The sequence below is a fragment of the Pseudomonas sp. Z4-20 genome (assembly GCF_051131955.1).
In the GTDB taxonomy this organism is placed as follows: Bacteria; Pseudomonadota; Gammaproteobacteria; order Pseudomonadales; family Pseudomonadaceae; genus Aquipseudomonas; species Aquipseudomonas marvdashtae.
In genome coordinates this window covers 231,908-255,752 of the sequence record NZ_CP071641.1, presented here as the reverse complement: position 1 = coordinate 255,752, position 23,845 = coordinate 231,908, and the positions used below count along the sequence as shown (strand labels likewise).

At 61.3% G+C, this 23,845-nt stretch carries 22 protein-coding genes and 3 pseudogenes; 8 read left to right on the top strand and 17 right to left on the bottom strand.

Annotated features, from left to right (window positions below; translation table 11 throughout):
• Positions 1–183 precede the first annotated feature (183 nt).
• Both ppk1 and hemB read right to left on the bottom strand, forming a co-directional pair.
• Positions 184–2,400, bottom strand: a complete 2,217-nt coding sequence (gene ppk1, locus J3P82_RS01215) for a polyphosphate kinase 1 (protein WP_434560057.1) — start codon at positions 2,398–2,400, stop codon at positions 184–186.
• Between the two features lie 17 nt (positions 2,401–2,417).
• Positions 2,418–3,431, bottom strand: a complete 1,014-nt coding sequence (hemB, locus tag J3P82_RS01210) for a porphobilinogen synthase (RefSeq protein ID WP_434560055.1) — start codon at positions 3,429–3,431, stop codon at positions 2,418–2,420.
• A 204-nt stretch (positions 3,432–3,635) separates the two neighbouring features.
• On the opposite strand from hemB, the gene J3P82_RS01205 reads away from it, so the two are divergent.
• Positions 3,636–4,259, top strand: coding sequence for a DedA family protein (locus J3P82_RS01205; protein WP_434560053.1), 624 nt, complete (start codon positions 3,636–3,638; stop codon positions 4,257–4,259).
• Positions 4,260–4,322: 63 nt separating this feature from the next.
• Here the strand turns inward: J3P82_RS01205 and J3P82_RS01200 are convergent.
• Positions 4,323–4,535, bottom strand: a pseudogene (locus tag J3P82_RS01200) (sterol desaturase family protein); the annotation flags it as partial.
• 71 nt (positions 4,536–4,606) lie between these two features.
• Between J3P82_RS01200 and elbB the strand changes: the two are divergent.
• Positions 4,607–5,275, top strand: a complete 669-nt coding sequence (gene elbB / locus J3P82_RS01195) for an isoprenoid biosynthesis glyoxalase ElbB (protein ID WP_434560051.1) — start codon at positions 4,607–4,609, stop codon at positions 5,273–5,275.
• A 24-nt stretch (positions 5,276–5,299) separates the two neighbouring features.
• Here elbB and J3P82_RS01190 read toward each other — a convergent pair whose 3' ends face one another.
• A complete protein-coding gene (locus tag J3P82_RS01190) occupies positions 5,300–5,755 on the bottom strand; it encodes a YaiI/YqxD family protein (protein ID WP_434560049.1) in 456 nt (151 codons plus the stop codon).
• Positions 5,756–5,779: 24 nt separating this feature from the next.
• Positions 5,780–7,678, bottom strand: coding sequence for an FTR1 family protein (locus J3P82_RS01185; RefSeq protein ID WP_434560047.1), 1,899 nt, complete (start codon positions 7,676–7,678; stop codon positions 5,780–5,782).
• Positions 7,679–7,990: 312 nt separating this feature from the next.
• Between J3P82_RS01185 and J3P82_RS01180 the strand changes: the two genes are divergently transcribed.
• From J3P82_RS01180 to J3P82_RS01165, 4 genes are read left to right on the top strand one after another with little or no spacing between them, the layout of a single operon-like run.
• The gene (locus J3P82_RS01180; protein ID WP_434560045.1) at positions 7,991–9,385 is read left to right on the top strand and encodes a COG3014 family protein; all 1,395 of its coding nucleotides are present in this window, start codon (positions 7,991–7,993) and stop codon (positions 9,383–9,385) included.
• Positions 9,386–9,403: 18 nt separating this feature from the next.
• Entirely contained in the window at positions 9,404–9,772 is a 369-nt protein-coding gene (locus tag J3P82_RS01175) for a DUF1425 domain-containing protein (RefSeq protein WP_434560043.1), read from the top strand.
• Positions 9,773–9,818: 46 nt separating this feature from the next.
• Positions 9,819–10,406 carry a penicillin-binding protein activator LpoB gene (gene lpoB, locus J3P82_RS01170; RefSeq protein ID WP_186612758.1) on the top strand — a complete coding sequence of 196 codons (588 nt, stop codon included), beginning with the start codon at positions 9,819–9,821 and terminating at the stop codon, positions 10,404–10,406.
• Positions 10,407–10,409: 3 nt separating this feature from the next.
• The gene (locus J3P82_RS01165; RefSeq protein WP_434560041.1) at positions 10,410–11,153 is read left to right on the top strand and encodes a penicillin-binding protein activator LpoB; all 744 of its coding nucleotides are present in this window, start codon (positions 10,410–10,412) and stop codon (positions 11,151–11,153) included.
• A 139-nt stretch (positions 11,154–11,292) separates the two neighbouring features.
• Here the strand turns inward: J3P82_RS01165 and rhtB are convergent, their stop codons facing one another.
• The 3 genes from rhtB to J3P82_RS01150 all read right to left on the bottom strand — a co-directional run bounded on the left by rhtB (position 11,293) and on the right by J3P82_RS01150 (position 14,511).
• On the bottom strand, positions 11,293–11,925 hold the full coding sequence (rhtB, locus tag J3P82_RS01160; protein WP_434560039.1) for a homoserine/homoserine lactone efflux protein: 633 nt from the start codon (positions 11,923–11,925) through the stop codon (positions 11,293–11,295).
• 94 nt (positions 11,926–12,019) lie between these two features.
• Positions 12,020–12,601: a mechanosensitive ion channel domain-containing protein gene (locus J3P82_RS01155; protein WP_434560037.1), complete on the bottom strand. Its 582-nt coding sequence runs from the start codon at positions 12,599–12,601 to the stop codon at positions 12,020–12,022.
• The gene (locus tag J3P82_RS01150) at positions 12,601–14,511 is read right to left on the bottom strand and encodes an ATP-binding cassette domain-containing protein (RefSeq protein WP_434560035.1); all 1,911 of its coding nucleotides are present in this window, start codon (positions 14,509–14,511) and stop codon (positions 12,601–12,603) included. Before J3P82_RS01150 ends, J3P82_RS01155 begins: the two co-directional genes overlap by 1 nt.
• A 50-nt stretch (positions 14,512–14,561) precedes the next feature.
• Here J3P82_RS01150 and J3P82_RS01145 point away from each other — a divergent pair, with 50 nt between their 5' ends.
• Complete coding sequence (locus J3P82_RS01145; protein ID WP_434560033.1) at positions 14,562–15,026, top strand: TIGR02444 family protein; 465 nt, start codon at positions 14,562–14,564, stop codon at positions 15,024–15,026.
• On the opposite strand, the gene J3P82_RS01140 is transcribed toward J3P82_RS01145, so the two are convergent.
• Complete coding sequence (locus J3P82_RS01140) at positions 15,023–16,156, bottom strand: AlgP family protein (protein WP_434560031.1); 1,134 nt, start codon at positions 16,154–16,156, stop codon at positions 15,023–15,025. The genes J3P82_RS01145 and J3P82_RS01140 overlap by 4 nt on opposite strands.
• A 193-nt stretch (positions 16,157–16,349) precedes the next feature.
• Between J3P82_RS01140 and J3P82_RS01135 the strand changes: the two genes are divergently transcribed.
• Complete coding sequence (locus J3P82_RS01135) at positions 16,350–17,015, top strand: FKBP-type peptidyl-prolyl cis-trans isomerase (protein ID WP_434560029.1); 666 nt, start codon at positions 16,350–16,352, stop codon at positions 17,013–17,015.
• A gap of 56 nt (positions 17,016–17,071) precedes the next feature.
• On the opposite strand, the gene rsd is transcribed toward J3P82_RS01135, so the two are convergent.
• The 8 genes and pseudogenes from rsd to J3P82_RS01095 form a co-directional block, all read right to left on the bottom strand.
• Positions 17,072–17,530, bottom strand: a complete 459-nt coding sequence (rsd, locus tag J3P82_RS01130) for a sigma D regulator (protein WP_305497980.1) — start codon at positions 17,528–17,530, stop codon at positions 17,072–17,074.
• Between the two features lie 175 nt (positions 17,531–17,705).
• The gene (locus J3P82_RS01125) at positions 17,706–18,248 is read right to left on the bottom strand and encodes a disulfide bond formation protein B (protein WP_434560027.1); all 543 of its coding nucleotides are present in this window, start codon (positions 18,246–18,248) and stop codon (positions 17,706–17,708) included.
• 231 nt (positions 18,249–18,479) lie between these two features.
• Entirely contained in the window at positions 18,480–19,727 is a 1,248-nt protein-coding gene (locus J3P82_RS01120; RefSeq protein ID WP_434560025.1) for a heme biosynthesis protein HemY, read from the bottom strand.
• Complete coding sequence (locus J3P82_RS01115) at positions 19,724–20,854, bottom strand: uroporphyrinogen-III C-methyltransferase (RefSeq protein WP_434563977.1); 1,131 nt, start codon at positions 20,852–20,854, stop codon at positions 19,724–19,726. Before J3P82_RS01115 ends, J3P82_RS01120 begins: the two co-directional genes overlap by 4 nt.
• An 84-nt stretch (positions 20,855–20,938) precedes the next feature.
• Positions 20,939–21,577, bottom strand: a pseudogene (locus tag J3P82_RS01110) (uroporphyrinogen-III synthase); the annotation flags it as partial.
• 56 nt (positions 21,578–21,633) lie between these two features.
• A complete protein-coding gene (hemC, locus tag J3P82_RS01105) occupies positions 21,634–22,575 on the bottom strand; it encodes a hydroxymethylbilane synthase (protein WP_434560023.1) in 942 nt (313 codons plus the stop codon).
• A 126-nt stretch (positions 22,576–22,701) separates the two neighbouring features.
• The gene (locus tag J3P82_RS01100) at positions 22,702–23,448 is read right to left on the bottom strand and encodes a LytR/AlgR family response regulator transcription factor (protein WP_434560021.1); all 747 of its coding nucleotides are present in this window, start codon (positions 23,446–23,448) and stop codon (positions 22,702–22,704) included.
• A pseudogene (locus tag J3P82_RS01095) lies at positions 23,445–23,594 on the bottom strand (sensor histidine kinase); the annotation flags it as partial. The gene J3P82_RS01100 and the pseudogene J3P82_RS01095, both read right to left, overlap by 4 nt.
• Between the last annotated feature and the right edge of the window lie 251 nt (positions 23,595–23,845).

Here is a 23,845-nt window from a genome sequence, read left to right as displayed (position 1 = left end):
GTCCGGCGACAACACCCACCCTTGTGGCGAGGGAGCTTGCTCCCGCTCGGCTGCGCAGCAGTCGCAGGATCTGTCTGAAATGGAATTTCCCCTGACACACCGAGCTGAATGGCTTCAGGGCTGCTTCGCAGCCCAGCGGGAGCAAGCTCCCTCGCCACAAAAGCCAAGCTCGTCTCCGGACGTTTAACGAACAGCCAACACCGGGCTGCTCAGGCGATCCAGCAAGGTCGCCTGGGCGCTGCGCGGGTTCTGGTTGCCGGTCGGCGTGTTGCGGATGTAGCGGCCGTCCGACTGCAGGCTCCAGCTGTGGGTATTGTCGGTGAGGTAGCTTTCCAACTCTTTCTTGACCCGCAGGATCAGCTTCTTGCCTTCCACCGGGAAGCAGGTCTCGACACGCTTGTCGAGGTTGCGCTCCATCCAGTCGGCGCTGGACAGGAACATCTGCTCCTCGCCGCCGTTGAGGAAGTAGAACACCCGCGTGTGCTCCAGGAACCGCCCGATGATCGAGCGCACGTGGATGTTGTGGGAGACCCCTGGGATGCCTGGCCGCAGGCAGCACATGCCGCGCACCACCAAATCGATACGCACGCCCGACTGGCTGGCCTTGTACAACGCACGGATGATCTTCGGATCGGTCAGCGAGTTGAACTTGGCGATGATGTGCGCCGGCTTGCCGTCCAGGGCGAACTGCGTCTCCCGGGCGATCATGTCGAGCATGCCCTTTTTCAGGGTGAACGGGGCATGCAGCAACTTCTTCATGCGCAGCGTCTTGCCCATGCCGATCAACTGGCTGAACAACTTGCCGACGTCTTCGCACAAGGCGTCGTCGGAGGTCAGCAGGCTGTAGTCGGTGTACAGGCGGGCGTTGGCGGCGTGGTAGTTGCCGGTGCCCAAGTGGGCGTAACGCACGATCTCACCGGCTTCACGGCGCAAGATGAGCATCATCTTGGCGTGGGTCTTGTAGCCGACCACGCCGTAGATGACCACCGCACCGGCCGCTTGCAGACGGCTGGCCAGCTGCAGATTGGATTCCTCATCGAAGCGCGCCCGCAATTCGATCACCGCCGTGACTTCCTTGCCGTTTCGCGCCGCGTCCACCAGGGCATCGACGATTTCCGAATTGGCGCCGCTGCGATACAGCGTCTGGCGCACCGCTAGGACGTGCGGGTCCTTGGCGGCCTGGCGCAGCAGGTCGACCACCGGCGTGAACGACTCGAACGGGTGCAGCAGCAGGATGTCCTGCTTGCTGATCACGCTGAAAATATTCTCGCTGTTTTGCAGCAGTTTCGGGATCTGCGGCGTGAACGGCAAGTATTGCAGTTCCGGATGGCTGTCCAGGCCAGTGATGCTGAACAGTCGGGTCAGGTTGACCGGGCCGTTGACCTGGTACAGCTCGGTCTCATGCAGGTTGAACTGCTTGAGCAGGTAGTCGGACAGGTGTTTTGGACAGGTGTCGGCCACTTCAAGGCGCACCGCATCACCGTAGCGACGGGAGAACAACTCGCCGCGCAAGGCGCGGGCCAGGTCTTCGACGTCCTCGGTGTCCACCGACAGGTCGGCGTTTCGGGTCAGGCGGAACTGATAGCAACCCTTGACCTTCATGCCCTGGAACAGGTCATCGGCATGGGCATGGATCATCGACGACAGGAACACATAGTTGTCGCCTGGGCCGCCGACGTCTTCCGGCACACGGATGATTCGCGGCAGCAGGCGCGGCGCTGGAATGATCGCCAGGCCGGAATCGCGACCGAAGGCGTCGATGCCTTCCAGTTCGACGATGAAGTTCAGGCTCTTGTTGACCAGCAACGGGAACGGGTGCGTCGGGTCGAGACCGATCGGGGTGATGATCGGCGCGATCTCGTCGCGGAAATAACGGCGCACCCAAGTCTTGATCTTGGTATTCCAGTTGCGGCGACGGATGAAGCGCACCTGATGCTTTTCCAGCTCCGGCAACAGGATGTCATTGAGGATCGCGTACTGGCGGTCCACGTGACCGTGGACCAGTTCGCTGATACGCGCCAAGGCCTGGTGCGGTTGCAGGCCGTCGGCGCCGGCCTGTTCACGGGCGAAGGTGATCTGCTTCTTCAGGCCGGCGACGCGAATTTCGAAGAACTCGTCCAGGTTGCTGGAAAAAATCAGCAGGAACTTCAGCCGCTCCAGCAACGGATAGGACTCATCCAGCGCCTGTTCCAGCACACGGATGTTGAATTGCAGTTGCGACAGCTCGCGATGGATGTACAGGCTGCTGTCATCCAGGTTCGGGATGGCAATCGCCGGAGCCGGGGCCGGCTCGGTGACGGCCGGGGGAGCGGGCTCCAGCTCCGGCGGGGTCTCGACGACTTGCTCGACCACGGGTTGAGCGTCTTTTACGGCGACTTCAGAAAGTCCTTCGGTATTCATCGCAAGTTCCTGGGAGGCTATTTCTGCTCTCGTAACAATTGGGCGGCGCGCACGGCGAAGTAGGTCAGGATGCCATCAGCACCCGCACGTTTGAAAGCGGTCAGGGACTCGAGAATCACCCCTTCGCTCAACCAGCCGTTCTGGATCGCGGCCATGTGCATCGCATACTCACCGCTGACCTGATAAACAAAGGTCGGCACTTTGAATTCTTCTTTGACCCGGCAAAGAATGTCGAGGTAAGGCATGCCCGGCTTGACCATGACCATGTCTGCCCCTTCTGACAAGTCGGCAGCTACTTCGTGCAGGGCTTCATGGGCATTGGCCGGGTCCATCTGATAAGAGGCCTTGTTGGCCTTGCCCAGGTTCAGGGCCGAGCCGACCGCGTCGCGGAACGGGCCGTAATAAGCGCTGGCGTACTTGGCCGAATAGGCCATGATGCGCACGTTAACGTGGCCTGCGATTTCAAGGGCCTCGCGGATCGCCTGGATGCGCCCGTCCATCATGTCCGACGGCGCCACCACCTGGGCACCCGCCTCGGCGTGGGACAGCGCCTGCCTGACCAGTGCATCGACGGTAATGTCGTTCTGCACGTAGCCTTCTTCATCGAGGATACCGTCTTGCCCGTGGGTGGTGAACGGGTCCAATGCCACGTCGGTGATCACCCCCAGTTCCGGGAAGCGCTCGCGCAGGGCACGGGTCGCACGCTGGGCAATGCCCTCCGGGTTCCAGGCTTCGGCGGCGTCCAGCGACTTGAGGTCTGGCGGCGTGACCGGAAACAGCGCCAGCGCCGGAATGCCCAGCTCGACCCAGTGGGCGGCTTCTTCGAGCAGCAGGTCGATGGTCAGGCGTTCAACCCCAGGCATCGACGCCACCGCTTCGCGACGGTTCTCACCGTCCAGCACGAATACCGGCAGGATCAGGTCATCGGTGGTCAGCACGTTTTCACGCACCAGCCGACGAGAAAACTCATCACGGCGGTTGCGACGCAGCCGGGTGGCGGGGAACAGACGATTGGCGGGGGTAAAGCTCACGGCAGACTCCTGGGCCCGCAAACGGGCGAGCGTGACAGTTATATGCGGACATTATGACGAACGTATGACAGTTGTGCTAAGGCGCGACCGGTAGTCGCAGGCATTGTCTTCTGTAGGAAATGTTCACGTCGAGACACATCTCGATACTTTCCTGAATGTGCCTGAAGGGTTAGGCTGCGCGTTCATTTCGCCAGCACCCAGACAATGCTCCAACAATTTCTGCATGACTTCGGCTACTTGGCCTTGTTTATCGGCACGTTCTTCGAAGGCGAAACCATCCTCGTGCTCGCAGGTTTCCTGGCGTTCCGTGGCTACATGGACATCAACCTGGTAGTGGTCGTGGCGTTTTGCGGCAGCTACGCGGGCGATCAGCTGTGGTATTTCCTGGGGCGCAAGCATGGGCGCAAGCTCCTGGCCCGCAAGCCACGCTGGCAACTGATGGGTGATCGCGCGCTGGAGCACATTCGCAAGCATCCGGACATCTGGGTCCTGAGCTTTCGCTTTGTCTATGGTTTGCGCACGGTGATGCCGGTGGCGATCGGCCTTTCGGGCTATCCGCCGGGCCGCTACCTGCTGCTTAACGGCATTGGCGCGGCAATCTGGGCGACAGCGCTGGCCGCCGCTGCCTATCACTTCGGCGCGGTGCTCGAAGGCATGCTGGGCAGCATCAAGAAATACGAGCTGTGGGTTTTGGGTGCCTTGCTGTTGCTGGGCTTGGGCTTGTGGCTGCGTCGACGCATCAAGAATGCGCGACTGGCCAAGAAAGTCCTTGAGGCCGAGCGCCTCGAACAAGCCAAGGCCGGCGAACCTACGACGCCAACCGAGTAAGCCGGCTGCGGCAGCCGTACAGCTTCATGTCCACGGGCGATTCTCCTGGGCTACAACATCACCGCGTCCCTTATCAAGTCCTTGATAAGCCACCGCCGCATCGGCCCATAACTGCGCATTGAACTGCAGGTGTGCCCAGAGTGGGTTACAGCCCGCCAGCGGCGTGGTCACGCCAAAAATCACCGGCTCGCAATCGTCTTCTTCCTGAAAGACACCGAACAGACGGCCCCAAATAATGAACACACCGCCGTAGTTGCGATCCATGTAGAGAGGGTCGGCCAGATCCCCCTATGGCAACGAGTGGCAAATTAGTGGACATTTAACGCCATGTATCTGGAGAAAAGCCCATGAGCAAAAAAGTTGCAGTGATCCTTTCCGGCTGTGGCGTGTATGACGGCGCAGAGATCCACGAAAGCGTGATTACCCTGCTGCGCCTGGACCAGCGTGGCGCTCAGGTCCAGTGCTTCGCGCCCAACATTGCCCAACTGCACGTGATCAATCACCTGACCGGCGAAGAGATGCCCGAGAGCCGCAACGTCTTGGTAGAGTCGGCGCGTATCGCCCGGGGCAACGTGAAAGACCTGCGCGAAGCCAGGGTCGAGGATTTTGATGCGCTGATCGTGCCCGGTGGCTTCGGCTCGGCAAAGAACCTGTCCAATTTCGCCATCGAAGGCGCCGGATGCAGCGTCCAACCAGAAGTCCTGGCACTGACCGAGGCCTTTGCCGAGGCCGGGAAGCCAGTGGGGCTGATCTGCATTTCACCGGCCCTGGCGGCAAAGATCTATGGCCCGGGAGTGACCTGCACCATCGGCACGGATGCCGACACAGCTGCGGCCGTGACCAAGATGGGCGGGACGCATGAAGAATGCCTGGTCACCGACATCGTTGAAGACACCGCCCGCAAACTGGTCAGCACGCCCGCCTACATGTTGGCGCAGAACATCAGCGAAGCTGCTTCAGGCATCAACAAGCTGGTGGACCGGGTGTTGGAACTGACGCACGAAAACGACGCCTGACACCATCCGACCTGGCGGGAAGGCTCAGGACAAGCGGGCCAAACGCGTCAGTATCCGGTCCAGCGCATTGGCAAACCCCTGCTTGTCCCGTTCGCTGTAAGCCGCCGGGCCGCCGGCCATATGCCCCTGTTCACGCAGATCGGTGAACAGGTTGCGCACCGCCAGGCGGTCACCCATGTTCTGCGCGTCGAACTCCTTGCCGCGGGGATCCAGGGCAGCGACGCCCTTCTTCACGAGACGGTCGGCCAACGGCACGTCGCTGCAAATCACCAGTTCACCCGGCACGGCATGCTCCACCAGATAGTCGTCCGCCGCGTCAGGACCGCTGGGCACCACGATCAGCTTCACCAGGGCCAGGCCCGGCTTGGTCTGCGGTTGCCCGGCGACCAGCAGCACCTCGAACTGGCGCTTCAAGGCGAACTTGACCACCAGCTCCTTCGCCGCCTTCGGGCAGGCATCGGCGTCGATCCATACACGCATTGCGTTGTTTCCTCATGTTGATGTTCAGGAAACCTGAACTCGACGCTTCTGCGCCACCCAGCTACGCCCGTACAACACAACGATGGCCGTCATCGCCACAGCCTGGGCCGCGAGTGAATACGCATCGGCATGGATGCCCAGCCAATCGAAGTCGAAAAAGGCCACCGGGTGGGTGCCGAAGATCCCGGCTTCCTGCAAGGCCTTCACCCCATGCCCGGCGAATACCACCGACAACGCACATAGCAGCGCAGCGTTGATGCTGAAGAACAGCGCCAGCGGCAATTTCGCCGAACCTCGCAAAATCACCCAGGCCAACCCTACCAGCAGGACCAGCGCCGTCGCGCCGCCCGCCAGCACGGCGTCATGCCCGGCAGGACCGGCCTGCAGCCATAGGGTTTCGTAAAACAGGATCACTTCGAACAGCTCCCGATAGACCGAGAAGAACGCCAGGATGGCAAAGCCGAAACGACCACCGCCGCCCACCAGGCTGCTCTTGATGTAATCCTGCCAGGCCGCTGCGTGGCGTCGGTCGTGCATCCACACCCCCAACCACAGCACCATCACGCTGGCGAACAACGCCGTCGCACCTTCAAGCAGCTCCCGCTGCGCGCCGCTGACGTCGATCACATACGCAGCCAGGCCCCAGGTCGCCAAGCCGGCAAGCAATGCCAACCCCCAACCGACGTTGACGCTGCGAACCGCCGATTGCTGCCCGGTGTTGCGCAGGAACGCCAGGATAGCCGCCAGCACCAGAATCGCTTCGAGGCCTTCACGCAGCAAGATCAGTAAGCCGGAGATGTAGCTCAGCGACCAGCTCAATCCATCACCGCCCAACAGGCCGGCGGACTCCTTCAACTTGGCCTTGGCAACGTCCAGACGCTGCTCGGCCTGCTCGACTGGCAAGCCATCCTGCAGTGATTGACGGAAGGCCATCAAGGTCTTTTCGGTGTCTTTACGCACGTTGGCGTCGACGTTATCGAGGGAGCTTTCCACCAGCTCGAAGCCTTCCAAGTACGCCGCTACCGATAAGTCGTACGCCTGGTCACGATCACCGGCACGATACGCCGCGATGCTTTTGTCCAAAGTCGCGGCGGTGTAGTCGAGCAACTGCGCCGGACCGCGCTGCACTTGTGGTGGCTGGGCCCGCTGGGCGCGGAAAGCTGCGGCCGCCGCAGGGCCCTGGGCGGCCAGGATTTCCGCCGGGGTCTGGCGGGCGAGGTCGGCGAGGTTGTACGGCTGTTCACTTTTGGGCGCCGCCGGGTCGGCGCTGAAGCTGGCAATGTAGGTCGCCAGGTCCCAACGCTGACGGTCATCGAGCTGGTCAGCGAAGGCCGGCATGTCCGTGCCTTCGACGCCCATGCCCAATGTGTTGTAGATCGCATAGAGGCTCAGCCGATCCAGGCGTTGGCCGTCACGCAGGTTCGCGGGCGGCGGCTCCAGGCCGACGCCGGCAGGACCGTCGCCGGCGCCAGTGTCCCCGTGGCAGACCGAGCAATGCTGGGCGTACAGCGGCGCACCGCGGGTCGGATCCGGGGTAATGATCGGCGCTTGACTGACTTCGTACGCCACGGCCAGCTGTGCGCCCAACTGCCGCGCCAGGCGGGAAACGTCAGCGCCGTCCTGGCGCTCGGTGATCGCCTTGTGCAAAGAATTGATGCCTTGACTCAACTCAGCCTTTTCCGGCTTGGCCGGCAGCGCGCCGACCAGCCCTTCCAGCGCCCCGGTAAATTCAAGTTGCTCACGGTATTCAGCCTCGTCGACGACCTTTCCGGCCTCGACAGTTGCCGGGTAATCCGCCCCGATGTAATCCAACAAATGCAGGGCCTGGGGCGCACCTTCAATAGGGTCAGCCAGCAAGCTGGCACTGCATAGCGCAAGCAAGGGCAACGCCAGCCAGGCCAGGAAACGAAACGGGGCAGTCATGAATGACTCTCGATTGGAAATAAGAAGTAACACATTGTTCACTTCCAATGCCCTTGGCTCAAGTGCCGATGCGCTTTCGGCGCACATTTTCATCGGATGTTCATGCTTTGGAGATGACATCACAAAAACATCATTTAGCGATTAAAAAGCCACTATCTAACTAAAACCCCTGTTTATAATGCGCGGCCCTCTTATAGACAGACGGCATAAACGCTCCTCTGGTCTTGAGGAACCGACGGCACCCCGGTGCCTGTCCGTGGATCGTCCCAGCCCGACCCGCACACCCGGCTGATACTCAGGGAAGAAGTGTTCATGGCATCCCGTGCCCTTTTTTCGGTCGCCCTTGGCGCGATCACTTTGCTGTCCGGCTGTTCCGCCTTTCGCAATTACGACAGCGAGTTGGCCCAGACCAATCAGCAACTGGCCTCCGGCAACGTCGACGCGGCGTTGACCCTGCTGGAAAAGAACAATTCCGGCCAGGACAAAGACCTGCTGTATTTCTTCGAAAAAGGCGAGCTGCTGCGCGCCAAGGGCGACCTCTCCGGCAGCCAGACCGCCTGGGGCAGCGCCGACCAGCAAGTCGGGCAGTGGGAAGACGCCGTCAAGCTCGATACCGCCAAGTACCTGGCGCAGTTTGGCAGCTTCCTGGTCAACGACAAAGTCCGGCGCTACGAGGGCTACGACTATGAAAAAGTCATGCTCACCACGCAGATGGCCTTGAACTTGCTGGCCGTGAACGATTTCGACGGCGCCCGGACGCAGATCAAGAAGACCCACGAGCGCGAAGCCGTGATCGCCGACTTGCGCGACAAGGAATACCTCAAGCGCGAGGAGGACGCCGAGAAGCAAGGAGTCACGACCGAATACAAGGACCTGCGAGGTTATCCGGTGGCGAGCCTGGACGCCCCGGAAGTGGTGAGCCTGAAAAACAGTTATCAGAGCGCGTTCAGCCATTACCTGGCCGGTTTCGTCTACGAAGCCCTGGGTGAAAAAGATCTGGCCGCCCCGGGTTATCGCAAAGCCGCCGAACTGCGCCCAAACACACCGCTGCTGGAGCAGGCGCTGCTCAACCTCGACAAGCCTGCCGCCAAGGACGACGACAGCGACGTCCTGGTCGTGGTGCAGAGCGGCCTGGCACCGTCCCGGGATTCAATCCGCGTCCCGCTGCCCTTGCCCATCAGCGGCAATCTGGTCATCACGCCATTGTCGTTCCCGCTGATCAAGCCAGACACGTCCACCGCTACCTTTACCCAGATCGGCATCGACGGCCGTCAGCTGGACCTGACCCAGCTCAACAGCACCACGGCCATGTCCCGCCGCGCCCTGCGCGATGACATGCCAGGGATCATCCTGCGCACTTCCGTGCGGGCGATTACCCGTGGCGTGGCGCAAAAACAGATCAACGAAACCAATCCCCTGGCCGGCCTGGCCGTGGGCATCACCTCGGCCGTGCTCGAAGGCGCCGACACCCGGACCTGGCGCACCCTGCCGGATTACACCCAGGTGGTGCGCCTGCGCCTGAAAAAAGGCGAACACCAGGTCACCCTGCCCAGCGCGGTAGGCGGCTCGGTGGTCAAGGTCAAGATCGACCAGCGTTACCAAGTCATCAGCCTGCGGGCGGTGGGCAATCAGGTCTTCGCCGGCGGCCTCGCGGCCCAGGTGATCCCGAGCGCCAACCCGACCGCCATCGCTCTCAAGCAACCTTAAGAACGGAGTCTTGTTCACATGCGTTTAAAACTGATCGCCGTCGGCGTCCTGGCCTTGCTGGCCGGTTGCGCCACCCCGCCGCCGGAACCCGGCAGCGCCGCCAGCAAGGTCGTGGCGATGGGCAAGACCAAGAATATCGTGGTCGGCGCCATGCGCGTCGCCCGGGAAAACGGCTACATGACCGTCAACGTGCAGTTGAGCAATACCAGTTTCAACAACAAGACGATGTATTACCGCTTTGCCTGGCTGGGGCCGGAAGGTTTTCCGATCGCTGAAGAGGAAAGCTGGAAAACCCTGACGCTGTACGGCGAACAGACGCGCTTCCTGCCGGCCATTGCGCCAACACCCAAGGCGGTGGACTTCCGTTTGGAAATCAACACCCCGTAAGGCTGGCCGGACAAAAACCTTTTTGCAGTTATTTGAGAGCACCCACATGTTTGTACGCATTTCATCCCTTGCCCTCGTCGCCCTGCTCGTCAGCGGCTGCGCCAACAATTCACCGGTCCTGGGCAACAAGAACATCAGCTATGGCGACACCAAGGCCGTGGAAACCGTCACCAACGAGTTCGGCTCCACCGACCTGCAAATGATCGCCGAATCCATGACCCGCTCCCTCGCCCAATCGGGCGTCTTGCAGGGCCGTCCGGTGGTCCAGGTCTATGACGTGAAGAACAAGACCAGCGAATACATCGATACCCGCGAAATCACCACCAGCATCAAGACCCAACTGATGAAGACCGGCGCGGCACGCTTTGCCAGCGACAACAACGCCATGGACAGCCAGGTTGACCAGCTCAAGCTGCAAAACCAGAGTGGCCTGTACAAAAAGAGCACCGTGGCCAAGACCGGCAACATGATCGCAGCCAAATATCGCATCGAGGGTTCCATCAGCTCGATCGTCAAGCGCAGCGAAGACTACAAGGACGTCTTCTACAAATTCAGCCTGCAATTGATCGACGTTGAAAGCGGTCTGGCCGAATGGATGGACGAGAAAGAAATCCGCAAGACGACGGAGCGCTAACCCATGCGCACATGGATCGGCATTATGGCCCTGGCTTGCGCGTTCAGCGCGCAGGCGGCCCCAAGAGTCGCAGTGACTGACCTGGCGTATCAGGAACGCGTGGAGGAATACATCCATACGGTTTCGGCCCAGAGCAATTTCCAGGCGAACCCCTACAGCGCCAGCGCTTCGTCAAGCTACAACGAGATGGAGGCCACCAGCAGCTATATCGAGCAAGGTGAACTACGCAAGTTTACCGGTGACATCAAGGGTGAAATCCTGCGCAGCGGGATGTTCCAGCTGGTGCAGGGCACGCCGTATACGGCATCGTCCAAGGGCGACGTCTACGACGTGATCAAGCGAATCAAGGCGGGAAATTTCAAGGGCGCCGACTACGTGCTGTTCGGCACCGTGTCGGACATCGATTTCACCCGCGACATCAACGAACTGGGCACTGCAGACAGTTACTCGGCTGTGCTTGCGCTGACGCTGGTGGCCGATTTCAGCCTGATCAATACCAAGACCTTTGAAATCACCTCGGCGTTTACCGCCATGGGCGAAGGCCAGGACACCAAGCTGTTGAACCATCGGGACGTGCGCATAAGCCTCAATCGTCCGCGGGTGGTACGTGAGGTGTCCAAGGCCCTGGGAGAAGACGTGGCGCGGCAGATGAGCGAGCAGCTCGGCGGCCCGAGCCATGAACGGGCTGGCGAACCGGTGCAGCGTAATAACCTGCCGAGGGATACCGCTCCGGTGATCCTGCGCTGAGAAACACTGAGGGGCACTTTTGTGGCGAGGGGATTTATCCCCGCTGGGGTGCGAAGCAACCCTTGAAATCTACGAGCGCTGCGCACTCGAGCGGGGATAAATCCCCTCGCCACAGAAGCGTCCTAACACAAGTTTTGCGTTACACCGAAGCCTTGCGAATCGTCGCCAGCAAACCCGCCGCGCCGATGAACAGCCCGGCAAAGGTTCGGTTCATCCGCCGTTGCTGTTTCGGCGTGCGCAACAGGCGCAGGACCTTGGACGCCAGTCCGGTGTACCCGGCCATGACGATGAGGTCGACGCAGATCATGGTCAGGCCCAGGATCAGGTATTGCTTGATCAAGGGTGCGTGGGGATCGATGAACTGCGGCAGCACCGCAAGCATGAACACTAGCGCCTTGGGATTGCTGATATTGACCAGGAAGCCTCGGAACACCAGCGCCAGCGGCTTGCCGATGGGCCGCACGGCCGCATCGTCGCTGAGGTCAGCGGGAATGGCCCGCCACTGCTTGACGCCCAGATAGACCAAGTACGCAACGCCAAACCATTTGATCGCGTAGAACGCGGTGGCGGACGCGGTGAGGATCGCGCCAACACCCGCCGCGACGATCACGATTTGCAGCGCCAGGCCCAATTGCAAGCCCAGGGCGTTCCAATATCCGCGCCAAAAGCCGTATTGCAGGCCGCTGGACATCGATGCAATCGCACCCGCGCCCGGCGAAAGGCTGATAACCCAACATGCGGCGAAGAACGCCAGCCACGTTTCCAGCAACATCGCACACCTCGGCTCAGACTCGTCGAAACGAATAAGCTAATGCGCCGCCGTGCGGATCACCACCGTTTTTTTCCGAAACCAGGGGGGAATCGGTCTACTCGACAAAACCGCCGACCGGGAAGGCCTCGCTGCCACGCCAGCGTCGGACCGAACGCTGGAAGAACAGACTATTGGGCACTTGCACCATGGAACTACCGGTACCCAGTTCTTCGGGTTCGATCAGCGTGGTGTAGAGCAGGTTGATGGCCACGACCCGCCCCTTGATGCCGGGTTTGTCGGTGGCCTCTACCAGCTCGACCACGTCACCGAGGCGGAACGGCCCGACGGTGTAGATCAGAATGGCGCACAGCAGGTTCGACAGCACGCTCCAGATCGCGAAGAACGCCACCGCCGCCACCGCGACGAACCCCGACAACGCGGTCCACAGCACGGTGGCAGACACGCCCAGGCGCTCCAGGGCCACCAGCACCGCGCTGCCCATGATCAGCCAGCGCAGCACGCCACGCAGGATGATCACCAACTGGGTCGGCAATGGGTAGCGTTCGCCAAGGCCCGTCAGCGCGCGCGCCACGAAACGTTGGGCAACATAACCCGACAACAGGATCAGCAGGATTTGCACGCCGAGCCAGATCGGCTCGATCCACATGACGGGTATGGGCAAGGACAACGCTTCCATCAGGACAACGCCTCCAGCTCCGCTTGCAGGTTTTCGAGCAATTCCAGGGCTAGCATCCACGCCTCCTCAAGTTCCGCTTCCTTGACCTTCAGCCTGGCCTGTTCAGCCAGCAGATCACGCAGCTCATCCTTGCGTGCCGCCTCGTAGAGACCACTGTCGCCAAGGCTGGTTTCGATTTTCTGCAGTTTCTCATGCAGCTTGCCCAACTCGGCTTCGAGCTTGTCGGCCTCGCGCTTGTGCGGCGCCAATTGCTGACGCAACGCCGCGGCGGCCTGGCGCTGGGCTTTCTTGTCGGTCTTGTCCGGGTTCACCGGCGTGCTGCTGACGGGTGCGTTGCGCTGGCGATATTCCACCAGCCAGCGCGCATAGTCTTCGAGGTCGCCATCGAACTCTTCGACTTTGCCGTCGGCCACCAGGAAAAAGTTGTCCGTGGTGCTCTTGAGCAAGTGCCGATCGTGGGACACCACCAGCACCGCCCCGCTGAATTCCTGCAAGGCCATGGTCAAGGCCAGGCGCATTTCCAGGTCCAGGTGGTTGGTCGGTTCGTCGAGCAACAACAGGTTCGGCCGGTCCCAAGCGATCAGCGCCAGCGCCAGTCGAGCCTTTTCGCCACCGGAAAAATTCAGCACCGGCTCGTCGATCCGTGCACCGCGGAAGTCAAAACCGCCAAGGAAATCCCTCAGCGTCTGCTCGCGCTCGGTCGGCGCCAGGCGTTGCAGATGCAGCAACGGACTGGCCTTGGCATCCAGGGAATCCAATTGATGCTGGGCGAAATAGCCGACCACGGTGTTTTCACCCCGCGTCAGGCGTCCGGCCAACGGCTGCAGCTCACCGGAAAGGTTCTTGATCAGGGTCGACTTGCCGGCACCGTTGGGCCCCAGCAGACCGATTCGCGCACCGGGGGTCAATTGCAACTTGACCTTCTCCAGAACGGTTTTATCGCCATAGCCCAATCGCGCGTCGGACAGATCGATCAGCGGACTGGATATCTTGGACGATTCGCGGAAGACAAAATCGAACGGCGAATCGACATGGGCCGCCGACAGCTCTTCCATCCGCTCCAGTGCCTTGATCCGGCTCTGGGCCTGGCGGGCCTTGGTGGCCTGGGCCTTGAAGCGAGCGATGTAGCTTTCCATGTGCGCACGCTGCGCCTGCTGCTTCTCGTACGCCTGCTGCTGTTGCGCCAGGCGCTCGGCGCGGGCACGCTCGAAGGCGCTATAACCGCCGCGGTACAAGGTGATCTTGCGCTGGTCGACGTGCGCGACGTGATCCACCACGGCGTCGAGGAAGTCGCGGTCGTGGGAAATCAGCAGCAGCGTGCCGGGATAGTTCTTGAGCCAGTCCTCAAGCCAAATGATCGCGTCGAGGTCGAGGTGGTTGGTGGGCTCGTCGAGCAACAGCAGGTCCGACGGGCACATCAAGGCTTGCGCCAGGTTCAGGCGCATCCGCCAGCCACCGGAGAAATCGCCGACCTGGCGATCCATCTGCTCGTTGGTAAAACCCAGCCCGGCCAGCAATTTGCGTGCGCGGGCATCGGCGGTGTAGCCGTCGGCGCTATCGAGCTCGGAGTGCAGGCGAGCCTGGGCGGCGCCATCATGGGCCGCTTCGGCGGCCTCAAGGTCGCGCTGAACCTGACGCAGACGCAAGTCGCCGTCGAGCACATAATCCACCGCCAGGCGTTCGAGCGTATCGACCTCCTGGCGCATATGGGCAATGCGCCAATCGGCCGGCAGGAAGCAATCACCGGAATCGGGGTGCAACTCGCCGCGCAACAAAGCGAACAGGCTTGATTTGCCGGCGCCGTTGGCACCGATGAGGCCGGCTTTGTGGCCGGCGTGCAGGGTCAGCTCGGCGTCTTCTAGCAGACGTTGCGGGCCACGCTGTAAAGTCAGGTTCTGAAGTCGAATCATAATGGCGGCGGAGTCTACCAGCTTCGCTCGCAACTGGCGCGAGTAGCACGATGTCCTCTGATCTATGGAGCTTTGCGGTCAACCTTTATGCCAAGCCTGGCGTGGAGCCTGCGTGCCTGGCGCTACAGGCGTGTGGCGCGAACGTCTGCCTGGTGCTTTGTGGGCTGTGGCTGGAACGACGCGGTGTGATGTGCAACGAACAACGACTGCAACAGCTTTGGCAGCTGGCCGAGCCTTGGGACGCAGCGGTCGTACAACCGTTGCGCACGTTGCGTACCCGATGGAAAGAGCACGCCCTCCGGGACACAGGGCTGAGTGATCTTCGCGAACAGGTCAAGAGGCTGGAACTGGAAGCCGAACGGCAATTGCTCGAACGATTGGAGGCAGCGGCCCAGAGCTGGCCAGAAGGACAACAGCAAGATGCAGCGCAATGGCTGCCAAGGCTGGCGGCGAGCGCCGACCTACCCAACCACGACGCGCTGCATCAGCTGCGCGTCGCGGTATCGCGTGCTTAAGAAGCGCTAGGTGGCGTGGTGCTCGATGCCGTGGTGACGCTTGGATTCAGCGCCGGTGCTGGCGTGCTCGCCGCGGGTGCGGGTGTCGCTGCTGGCGTGGTTGCTGGAGCCGCAGGCTTGGCGGCTGGAGCAGTCGCCGGTTTTGCCGCAGCGGGCTTCTTCACGGCAGGCTTGGCAGCAGGTTTTGCAGCGGCCGGCTTGGTCGCGGCGGGTTTAGCGGCAGGCTTGGCCGCAGCAGGTTTGGCCGCAGCTTTGGCAGCAGCTGGCTTGGCCGTTGGCTTCGCAACTGGCTTGGCCGCGGCGGGTTTTGCAGCAGCAGTCTTGGCTGCCGCAGGCCTGGTTACCGGTTTGCCAGCGGCAGGTTTCGTGGCTGCTTTGGCAGCAGGTTTGGCAGCAGCAGTTTTCGTCGCGGCGGGTTTGGCGGCGACGGTCTTAGCGGCAGGCTTGGCAACCGGCTTGGTGGTCGCTTTTGCAGCAGGCTTGGCAGCAGCGGGTTTGGCGGCCGCGGTTTTTGCAGCAGGCTTGGCGGCAACCTTGGTGGAGGCGGTTTTCGCGACAGGTTTCACAGCGCTGGCGGCAGCGGTTTTTTTCGCGGCGGGTTTGGCCGCTGGCTTGCCAGGCGCTTTTGCCCCAGCCTTGACGGCTGGCTTGGCAACCACCTTGGCCGCGGGTTTTGCCGCGACAGGTTTAGCGGCCGGTTTCTTGGCCGATACAGCGGCAGGCTTGGCAGCACGAAGACTCAGCGCCTTGCTCGCAGCTTCCTGGACGCGACCGACACCTTGGGCCAACTTCAGGCTTTCCTGGGCATCACGTTTGAGTTGGAGGATGTACGCACGGGTTTCGGATTGACGATCCTTCAAGGCATCGAGCAAGTTTTCGAGTTCTTTCACGCCGTCCTTGGCCTTGGCTTGTGCCTTGGCCTTGCCGGCGGTTGCCGCGTCTTGCAGCTTGGTGCGCGACTTGTGCAGTTTTTCCTGCGCCTTGCCGCGTTGCTTTTCCAGTTTGGCGAGCAGTTTTTCAGCATCAGCCAGGGCTTGGGAGCAGGCATTTTCCAAATGCTCGAGCAAGCTGCCCGACAGTTGTTGGAGCAAGTGCAACGGAGTATTTACAGGCTTCTTGGTGGCCGACATGGTTTACCTCCTGACTGACGTGAGTGCGGCTCATACTAGACCTCTGCTTGAACCGCCGCTAGGGCATGTTGACACTACTCATGGCGTTGCGTTGCACGAGACGAAAAATCTTCTGCGTCGTCGCCTGGGCAACTCGCTTTTATTGATATCGGCACTGGCATAATCCCTCGAATCGAGGCCGGAGAAAGAACACATGTCGCGTCACCTTTTTTTACTCCTTTGCATGGTTTGCTCCATGGCTCAGGCCGCCGAAAAAACCAACGCAAACGATGCCCGCGACCTGGCCTACAGTCTCGGCGCAAGCCTGGGCGAACGCCTGCGCCAAGACGTGCCCGACCTACAGATACAGGCTCTGGTCGAAGGTCTGCAACAAGCCTACCTCGGCAAGCCATTGGCCCTGGAGGATGAACGCATCGAACGAATCCTGGCCGAACACCAGGCGCAACTGACGGCGCAGTCGGCAACACCGCAAGAAGCAATGGCGCTGAAGACGGAGCAGAAATTTCTCAGCGAGGAAAAAAACCGGCCAGGCGTCCAGCAACTGCCGGACGGCATTCTGCTGACCGAACTCAAGTCAGGCAGCGGCGCGAAAGCCGGACCCCACGGCAAGGTCCAGGTGCGGTATGTCGGTAAATTGCCGGACGGCACCGTATTTGATTCCAACCATCAGCCGCAGTGGTTCAACCTTGACAGCGTGATTGATGGCTGGCGCAGCGCACTGCCGCAGATGCCGGTGGGCGCGAAGTGGCGCTTGGTGATTCCCTCGACCCTGGCCTATGGCGCCGAAGGTGCAGGAGACGTGATTCCTCCATTCACGCCGCTGGTGTTTGAAATCGAATTGCTCGGCGCGACGACCTGAAGCCTTGAACGAAAAACGGCGCGCAATGCGCACCGTTTCCTGTTACTGCAAGCCCCTCAAGCCTGGGCGGTAGCCTCTTCCTTGTGGGCGTTGTGCAGCACCTCGATCAGGCAATCCTCCAGCTCGAAACGCTCATGCAACAAACCGCCCAGTTCCTTGAATTTTTCCGCTACGCATTTGCCTTCATCGCAGAGGTCATTGAAGGCCAGCAGCTTCTCGGTAATGACGTCGATGCGCGGATAAATCGTATCGGCCAGTTCCAGGCCACGCTTGTCATTGAAGGCCTTCGCCTCGCCCGTCAGCTGTTCGTAGATCTCGAAATGACCGGCCGACACATAGTCCACCAGCACACCGCAAAACTCCTGCAAAGGCTTGCGACTTTCACTCAGTGCTTCAGGCTTGTCGCCAAGAGCATCATAGGCTCGAACCAGTTCGTGACGCTCCTGCAACCAGCGGTCGATCAGCAGATGCACCCCACCCCAGCGTTCCTGAGCATTCTGACAACTTTCGAGCATGGTGATTTCTTCCCTTCTGAGTCATCCCCTCGCAGTCTGAAACACGCCTGTATAACCAGGGGCAAGCCAGACACAACATGATCGAGTGGCATGATTCCAATGATACGTGCGGGCCAGATTATGCCCGCACGACAGCTGCTTCAAGGTACGCAGGAGATAAAGTTCATACAAGTGTTTAATCCAGCGCCCGGACCAACTGCGACGTCTTACCACTAAAGGGCCGTAGCAGGGCATTCCAGGCCAGGCGCAACAGCAGGTAGGTCATCGAAACAGATACGGCGAGAAAAAACAGCAGGCTCCATTCGGGGACGCTCAGATCGAACAGCGTCCAAGTGATGTTCGTGCAATCGGACGCGCCATTGGCAACGTGACGCATGGCGTGCCACCAGGAATCTGCCCCTCTCAGGTGGGTAATGCAGTCAGGCCAAAGCTCATCAGAACCGGTCTGCACCAGAACATTGCGCCACGCCAGGGCCAGCCCTGCCGACGCGAAAATCACCGCCGTTGCTGCATAAACCATGCAGCCCCTTCGGCCTGGGCCATGTACGCATGCACCCAGGCAATTCATCAGGAACAGCATCAGGCATAACCGTTGCAGAATGCACAAGCTGCACGGGGAAAGGCCGACCGCGTATTCCAGATAACTGGCGACGCCCAAAGCCAAGGCTGCTGCGATGGAAGCCATGAAAAACAAGAAGCGTGAGCTGGCCAAAGACATGGCGGTTCCGTAACAGGAGAGACAAGCTGTTACGGTAGAGGAAAGCCCTCTGGCCTTTCAAGGCAGGCTGTTGCGGAGAGTTCGCCAGGAGTGGATGGAATTCCCGACAGACATCATGGGACTTAGCGTCATCAGCCGTAGGACTTTGCTGAAGGCACGCCGGGAGCCCCTAAATCGGACGAAATTCAACGCTTCCCCGCTACAGTGCCTTCGCCACAAACAACATCCGTCTCAAGTGGCCAGGACTTGGGACGAAACCGGCAAGGGCGCCGCCAGCAAGCGCTCATCCAGCAATCCCAAGCCCTCCTGGAACAACTGATTACTGCGCTCGGCGTCCCCCAGCTGTGCCAGCAACCGGGCCAGCTCCGCACACGCCTCGGGATTGCGCTGGGCCCGCAGGCTGCTTTCGAGATAATCCCTGGCCTTGCCCCATAAACTGTTTTGCAGGCACAGGCGCCCCAACGTCAGGAGCAGGCTCGGATCATTCGGATGGTCCTTGAGCCAACCCTCGGCCGCTTGAAGTTGCCGGATCGGATCACCGCCACGAACCAATCCGTACAAACGTGCCAGGTGGCTGTCGTAATGGCGCTTGAGCGCGGCCCGCAAAACCTCTTCGGCTTCCACTTGGGCCCCCAGTTGCCGAAGTTGCTCGGCGTAGGCCAATACCAGTGCCGGCTCCTGGCGCTGGGCGGAGGTCAGCTGTTGCCAGGCGCGGCTGAGCGATTGCAGGCCGACACTGCCGTCGGCTTCGCGTTGAGCCGCCAGGGTGAGGTTCTCGCCCCAGGCCCGACGCTCCAGTTCCGCCAGTTCGGCCGCTGGCAGGACTTTGTCCTTGCGCAACTCCGGCAACAGCCGGATCACCGCCGACCAATCCCCGCGTTGCTGGTGCAGTCGCTGGAGTTGGCGCAAGGTCTGGGCATTATGGGGATGACGTTCATGCATGGCTTGCAGCGTGCCCAGCGCACCGTCGGTGTCGCCCCGATCCGTCTGCAGTTGCGCATGCGTCAACGCAATGGCCAGCTCAGCCTGGGGCTGGCGCTCCAGGGCACGCTCCAGCAGACTGTCGCTTTGCTCGTAGAGGCCTTGCTCATTGGCCGCACGGGCGGCACCGAGGTAATACAGCAGGGGTTGGCGCTCGGCTTCGGCGGCACGATGCAAATGTCGCTGGGCGCTGGCCCAGCGCCCTTCGGCCAAATCCAACTGGCCGTGTTCGATCGCCACTTGCACGCGACGGCTGCGATTGCGTCGCGACCACGGGTTGACCACGCCACTGGAAGTAGTCACCAGCCCGATCAACGCACTCGCGCCCCGCCACACCAGCCAGAGCACCGCGACCAACGCCAGGGTGACCCAGAGTCCGGCTTCGTAACGGAAATTCTTGTACGCCACCAGCACGTAACCCGAATGCTCGGCAATCGCCATGCCGAGCACGGCGGCAACGGCAATGACGACGAACAGAATCACGTAGAGGCGTTTCATGGCGTGGTCTCCTGCTCGCCCGCCTTGGGCATCGGCTTGACCGATTCCTCGGCATTCACATTGCGGCGCTCAAGATAGGCCTGGACGGCGCTCAGGGTGCCGGTCAGGTCCGGCGTGACCACCGTCACCGGCGACTTGCTCAGTTCAACGACTCGCTCAAGCATGACTTTGCTCTGCGGGTTGTCCTGATTGAAATTGTTCTTGAGCACGTCACGAGCTTCGGCCAGCGCCTGGGTATACACCGCTGCCTGGCCGTTGAGGGCGGCCCATTGCGCCTGCTCCAGCGCCAGGCTCAAGGCCAGGCGCACCTGCATCAGGCTCTGCCCGGCCAGGAGCGGGCGGACGTTTTCGTCGGCATTGAAATCGATGCGGATGTAACGCGAGAGTCGGTCCCACCACTGCGCCCACCGGCTGGCGCCATCGCCATCGGCGGTCAGGCCCAACAGGGATTCACCGCGATCCTTGTATTCGGGAGCCAGCTCCGAAAGCTGCAGCACCTGGTCACGCAGGGCGCCCAGTTGCAAGAACAAGCCGGTGCGATCCGGTTGTTCGGTACTGCGCAGCGCTGCAAGGGTCTTGGCCAACTGCTCGCGAGCGGCGAACGAGCCCGGGTCGTTCTGTTCGCGCAGGATTTCGTCCGCGCCCTGGACCAGCGCCTGAGCGCTGCTGATGTCTTGCAGCGCTGAAAGACGCAGGCTGGCCAGGCGCAACAGATGTTCGGCCTCGGCCAGGCGCCAATCCTTGCGACTGGCACCCAACACGGTTTCCAGGCGCTGATTGAGGCGTTGCTGATCGCCTTGCAACTGGGCGACCTGGCGCCGCCGCTCTTCCAGCTCTTGAGCCGGCGGCAGTTGCTCCAGGCGCTCGTTCAGGCGTTGATCATTGAGCTTCAGGCTCTGAGCCTGGTCATTGAGCGCCTGGACCTGGGCGGATTGTTGTTGGGTATTGGCCTGCAAGTGACGCACTTGCCAGATGCCCCAACCACCCACGGCTACGCCAGCGGCGCCCAACAACAACGCGACAATTGCCAGGCCGTTGCCGCGACGCGGCGCCGTGGGGGCCGGCGTTTCAATCGGCGCTTCGATCGCTGGCTGGTCTTGATCTTTTGGCAAGGCTGTTTCGCTCACGTATCCATCCTTTGCATTAGAAAACGGCACGGATTGTTCCCGTAAAGCCGCCAGCAAAGCCGCGGCGCTGGCGCCACGGCAATCCACAACTGTCCGGGCCCCGGCGGCACGCGCCAACTCGGCGACCCTGGGGCTTGGAACAAACAACGGTAGCCGCGCCAGGGCGGGCCACGCTTGACCGGCAAGCCGGTGCAGATGCTCGAAGCTCTGCCCACTGCTGACCACCAGCGCGTTCAGGCGTTCCGCTTCGACCTTCGCCGGCAACTCACCTTCGTGGTAATGCGGCAGGCCGCGCCGGTACAGTTCCAGGTAATCGACACTAGCACCTTGCTCGCGCAAGCGCTCCGCCAGCAAGCCGCGCCCGCCTTCACCACGCACGATCAAGACACGGGCCTCGGGCCGTTCGATAGCCTCCCGCAATGCTGCGAGTTCAAGCAAGGCTTCGCTGTCATCGCCGTCATCAGGATAAAAAACGCTCAGGCCGGCGTCGGCAAGAATTCGCCCGGTCGCGGCCCCTACGCTGAACCATGGCAGCTGCGGCGGATGCGACCCGTGTTGGCGCAACAGTTCCACGCACAGACGCGCGGCGGGTTTGCTGACTACAATCACCGCACAATACTGATCCAGCGCCTTGAGCATGGCGAGCCCGGACTCGGACACGGGAACCGGCTCGATATCCAATAACGGCAAGCTGCTGCTATAGACCCCCGCTTGCGCCAACACAGCCGCCAAGGCCGAAGACTCGTCCGCCGGCCGGGTGAGCAGCAGCCGCCACCCCTTCACGCGTGACCTGCCTCGCCGTAGACCTTCTTGAGGATGTCGTCGGCGCCCTGGCTCAACAGGTCTTCGGCGACCCGCACACCCAACGCTTCGGCGTCGCGGCGCGGCGCCCGTGCTTCGGCGCTGAGCAGTTGGTCACCGTTCGGATCGCCCACCAGGCCGCGCAACCAGACCTGCTCTCCTTCAAGCACGGCGTAGCAGGCAATCGGTACCTGGCAACCGCCGTTCAGATGCTTATTCAGCGCTCGCTCAGCGAAGACTCGCACCGCGGTGTCTTCATGGTGCAGCGGCGCCAGCAGGGCGTGAATTGCGCTGTCCGCGCTGCGGCACTCGATACCCACCGCACCCTGTCCACCGGCGGGCAGGCTGTCATCGACGCTGATGGCTGAGGTGATGCGGTCCTCGAAGCCCAGGCGTATCAAGCCTGCGGCGGCCAAGATGATGGCGTCATACTCGCCGGCATCGAGCTTGGCCAGGCGCGTGTTGACGTTGCCTCGCAGGAAACGGATCTGCAGGTCGGGACGACGGCTCAGCAATTGCGCCTGGCGACGCAGGCTGGACGTGCCCACCACGCTCCCGGCAGGTAGCGCTTCCAGGCTGGGAAATGTATTGGAGACGAACGCATCGCGCGGATCTTCCCGCTCGCAAATACAGAAAAGGCCCAGGCTTTCAGGGAAGTCCATGGGCACATCTTTCATGGAATGCACGGCAATGTCGGCCTCGTTGTCCAACAAGGCGGTCTCAAGCTCCTTGACGAACAGGCCCTTGCCACCGATTTTCGACAGCGGCGAGTCCAGCAGCTTGTCGCCGCGACTGACCATGGGCACCAGCGTCACGGTCAGGCCCGGATGGGCGCTCTCGAGGCGGGCTTTGACGTATTCGGCCTGCCAGAGGGCGAGGGCACTTTTACGGGTGGCGATGCGGATCTCGCGAGAGGACATGGATCAATCCGTACTTAAAAGATACGGCAGATAATAACAGCTCAACCAAATCCGCTTTGACTTGAATCACGACGTCAATGCCTCCCTGGCCGCCAGTCCCGAAAAACGCATCGCTTTGGAAAGTTATTAGAGCTGCTGCATCATTTTGCGGACGCCCGCCACATGTCGTCGGCTGACAATCAACGCATCGCCGTTGAGCCCTTTGAGATAAAGCTGGAAATGTCCCAGGGGGGTGCGCTGCAAACGTTCGATACGTTCACGAGCCACCAAGGCATTGCGGTGGATGCGCACGAATCGCTCGCCGAACTCATCTTCAAGTGCCTTGAGTGGCTCGTCCAGCAGCACTTCGCCGCTTTCATGGCGCAAGGTCACGTATTTATGGTCCGCGATGAAATAGACCACTTGGTTCAAGGGAATCAGCTCGATCCCCTTGCGAGTCCGCGCGCTGATATGGCTGCGCGGACCGCTGCCGCTTTCCGCAGCCGGACGCGTGAGCGCTGCCAGTTGCGTGCGGTTAGGCCGCTCAGCCTTGCGCAGCGCCTCTTCCAGCGCCTCGACAGAAACCGGCTTGATCAGATAACCCACGGCACCGGCCTGCAACACCTCAGGAGGAAAGTCGTCCCGAGTGGTACAGAACACCACCGCAGGCGGTGACTCTCGTTCGCACAGTTTGGCCGCGACCTGCAAGCCGTCCAAGCCAGGCATGCGAATGTCGAGCAGCACGATATCCGGTTTGTGGCTGTCGATAAGGGCCAATGCCTCTTCGCCATTGGTGGCGCTCGGCTCCAGGACACTGTAACCCTCGAGTTCACCGAGCGTTCGGCTCAGGCGCTCGCGGGCCAGTGGTTCGTCGTCAACGATCAGGACATTCATATTGCGCTGGATTCCTGCGTGAGTCTCGCACAAGGATAGCGTAGACAGGGGAAGTGACATCCGTCACCGCGATCCACGCTAAGACTCGTTCGAGGGCCAAAAAGTGCCGCGAGGCGGTTGCCTATCTTTACCAGCGCTTGCCGACCGATGCTCGAGGCCTGTTGTCGCACAGCGTCGCCACAGGGATTGTGATCACTCGATCTGACCAATATGAGTACCCCCCTTTGTTTAATGGGTGCGTCCGATGCGTCCTGGATGAAAAGCAAAACCCCTACCGTCCACTGTAGACGGTTGCCAAGACGATATTGCTCAATCGAAAAATAACCTTGAGCAAAAAAACCGCCGGACGCCGGCAAAAAACCTGCCGACCAGTGCCAGCGCCAGCCCCGGCAACCCT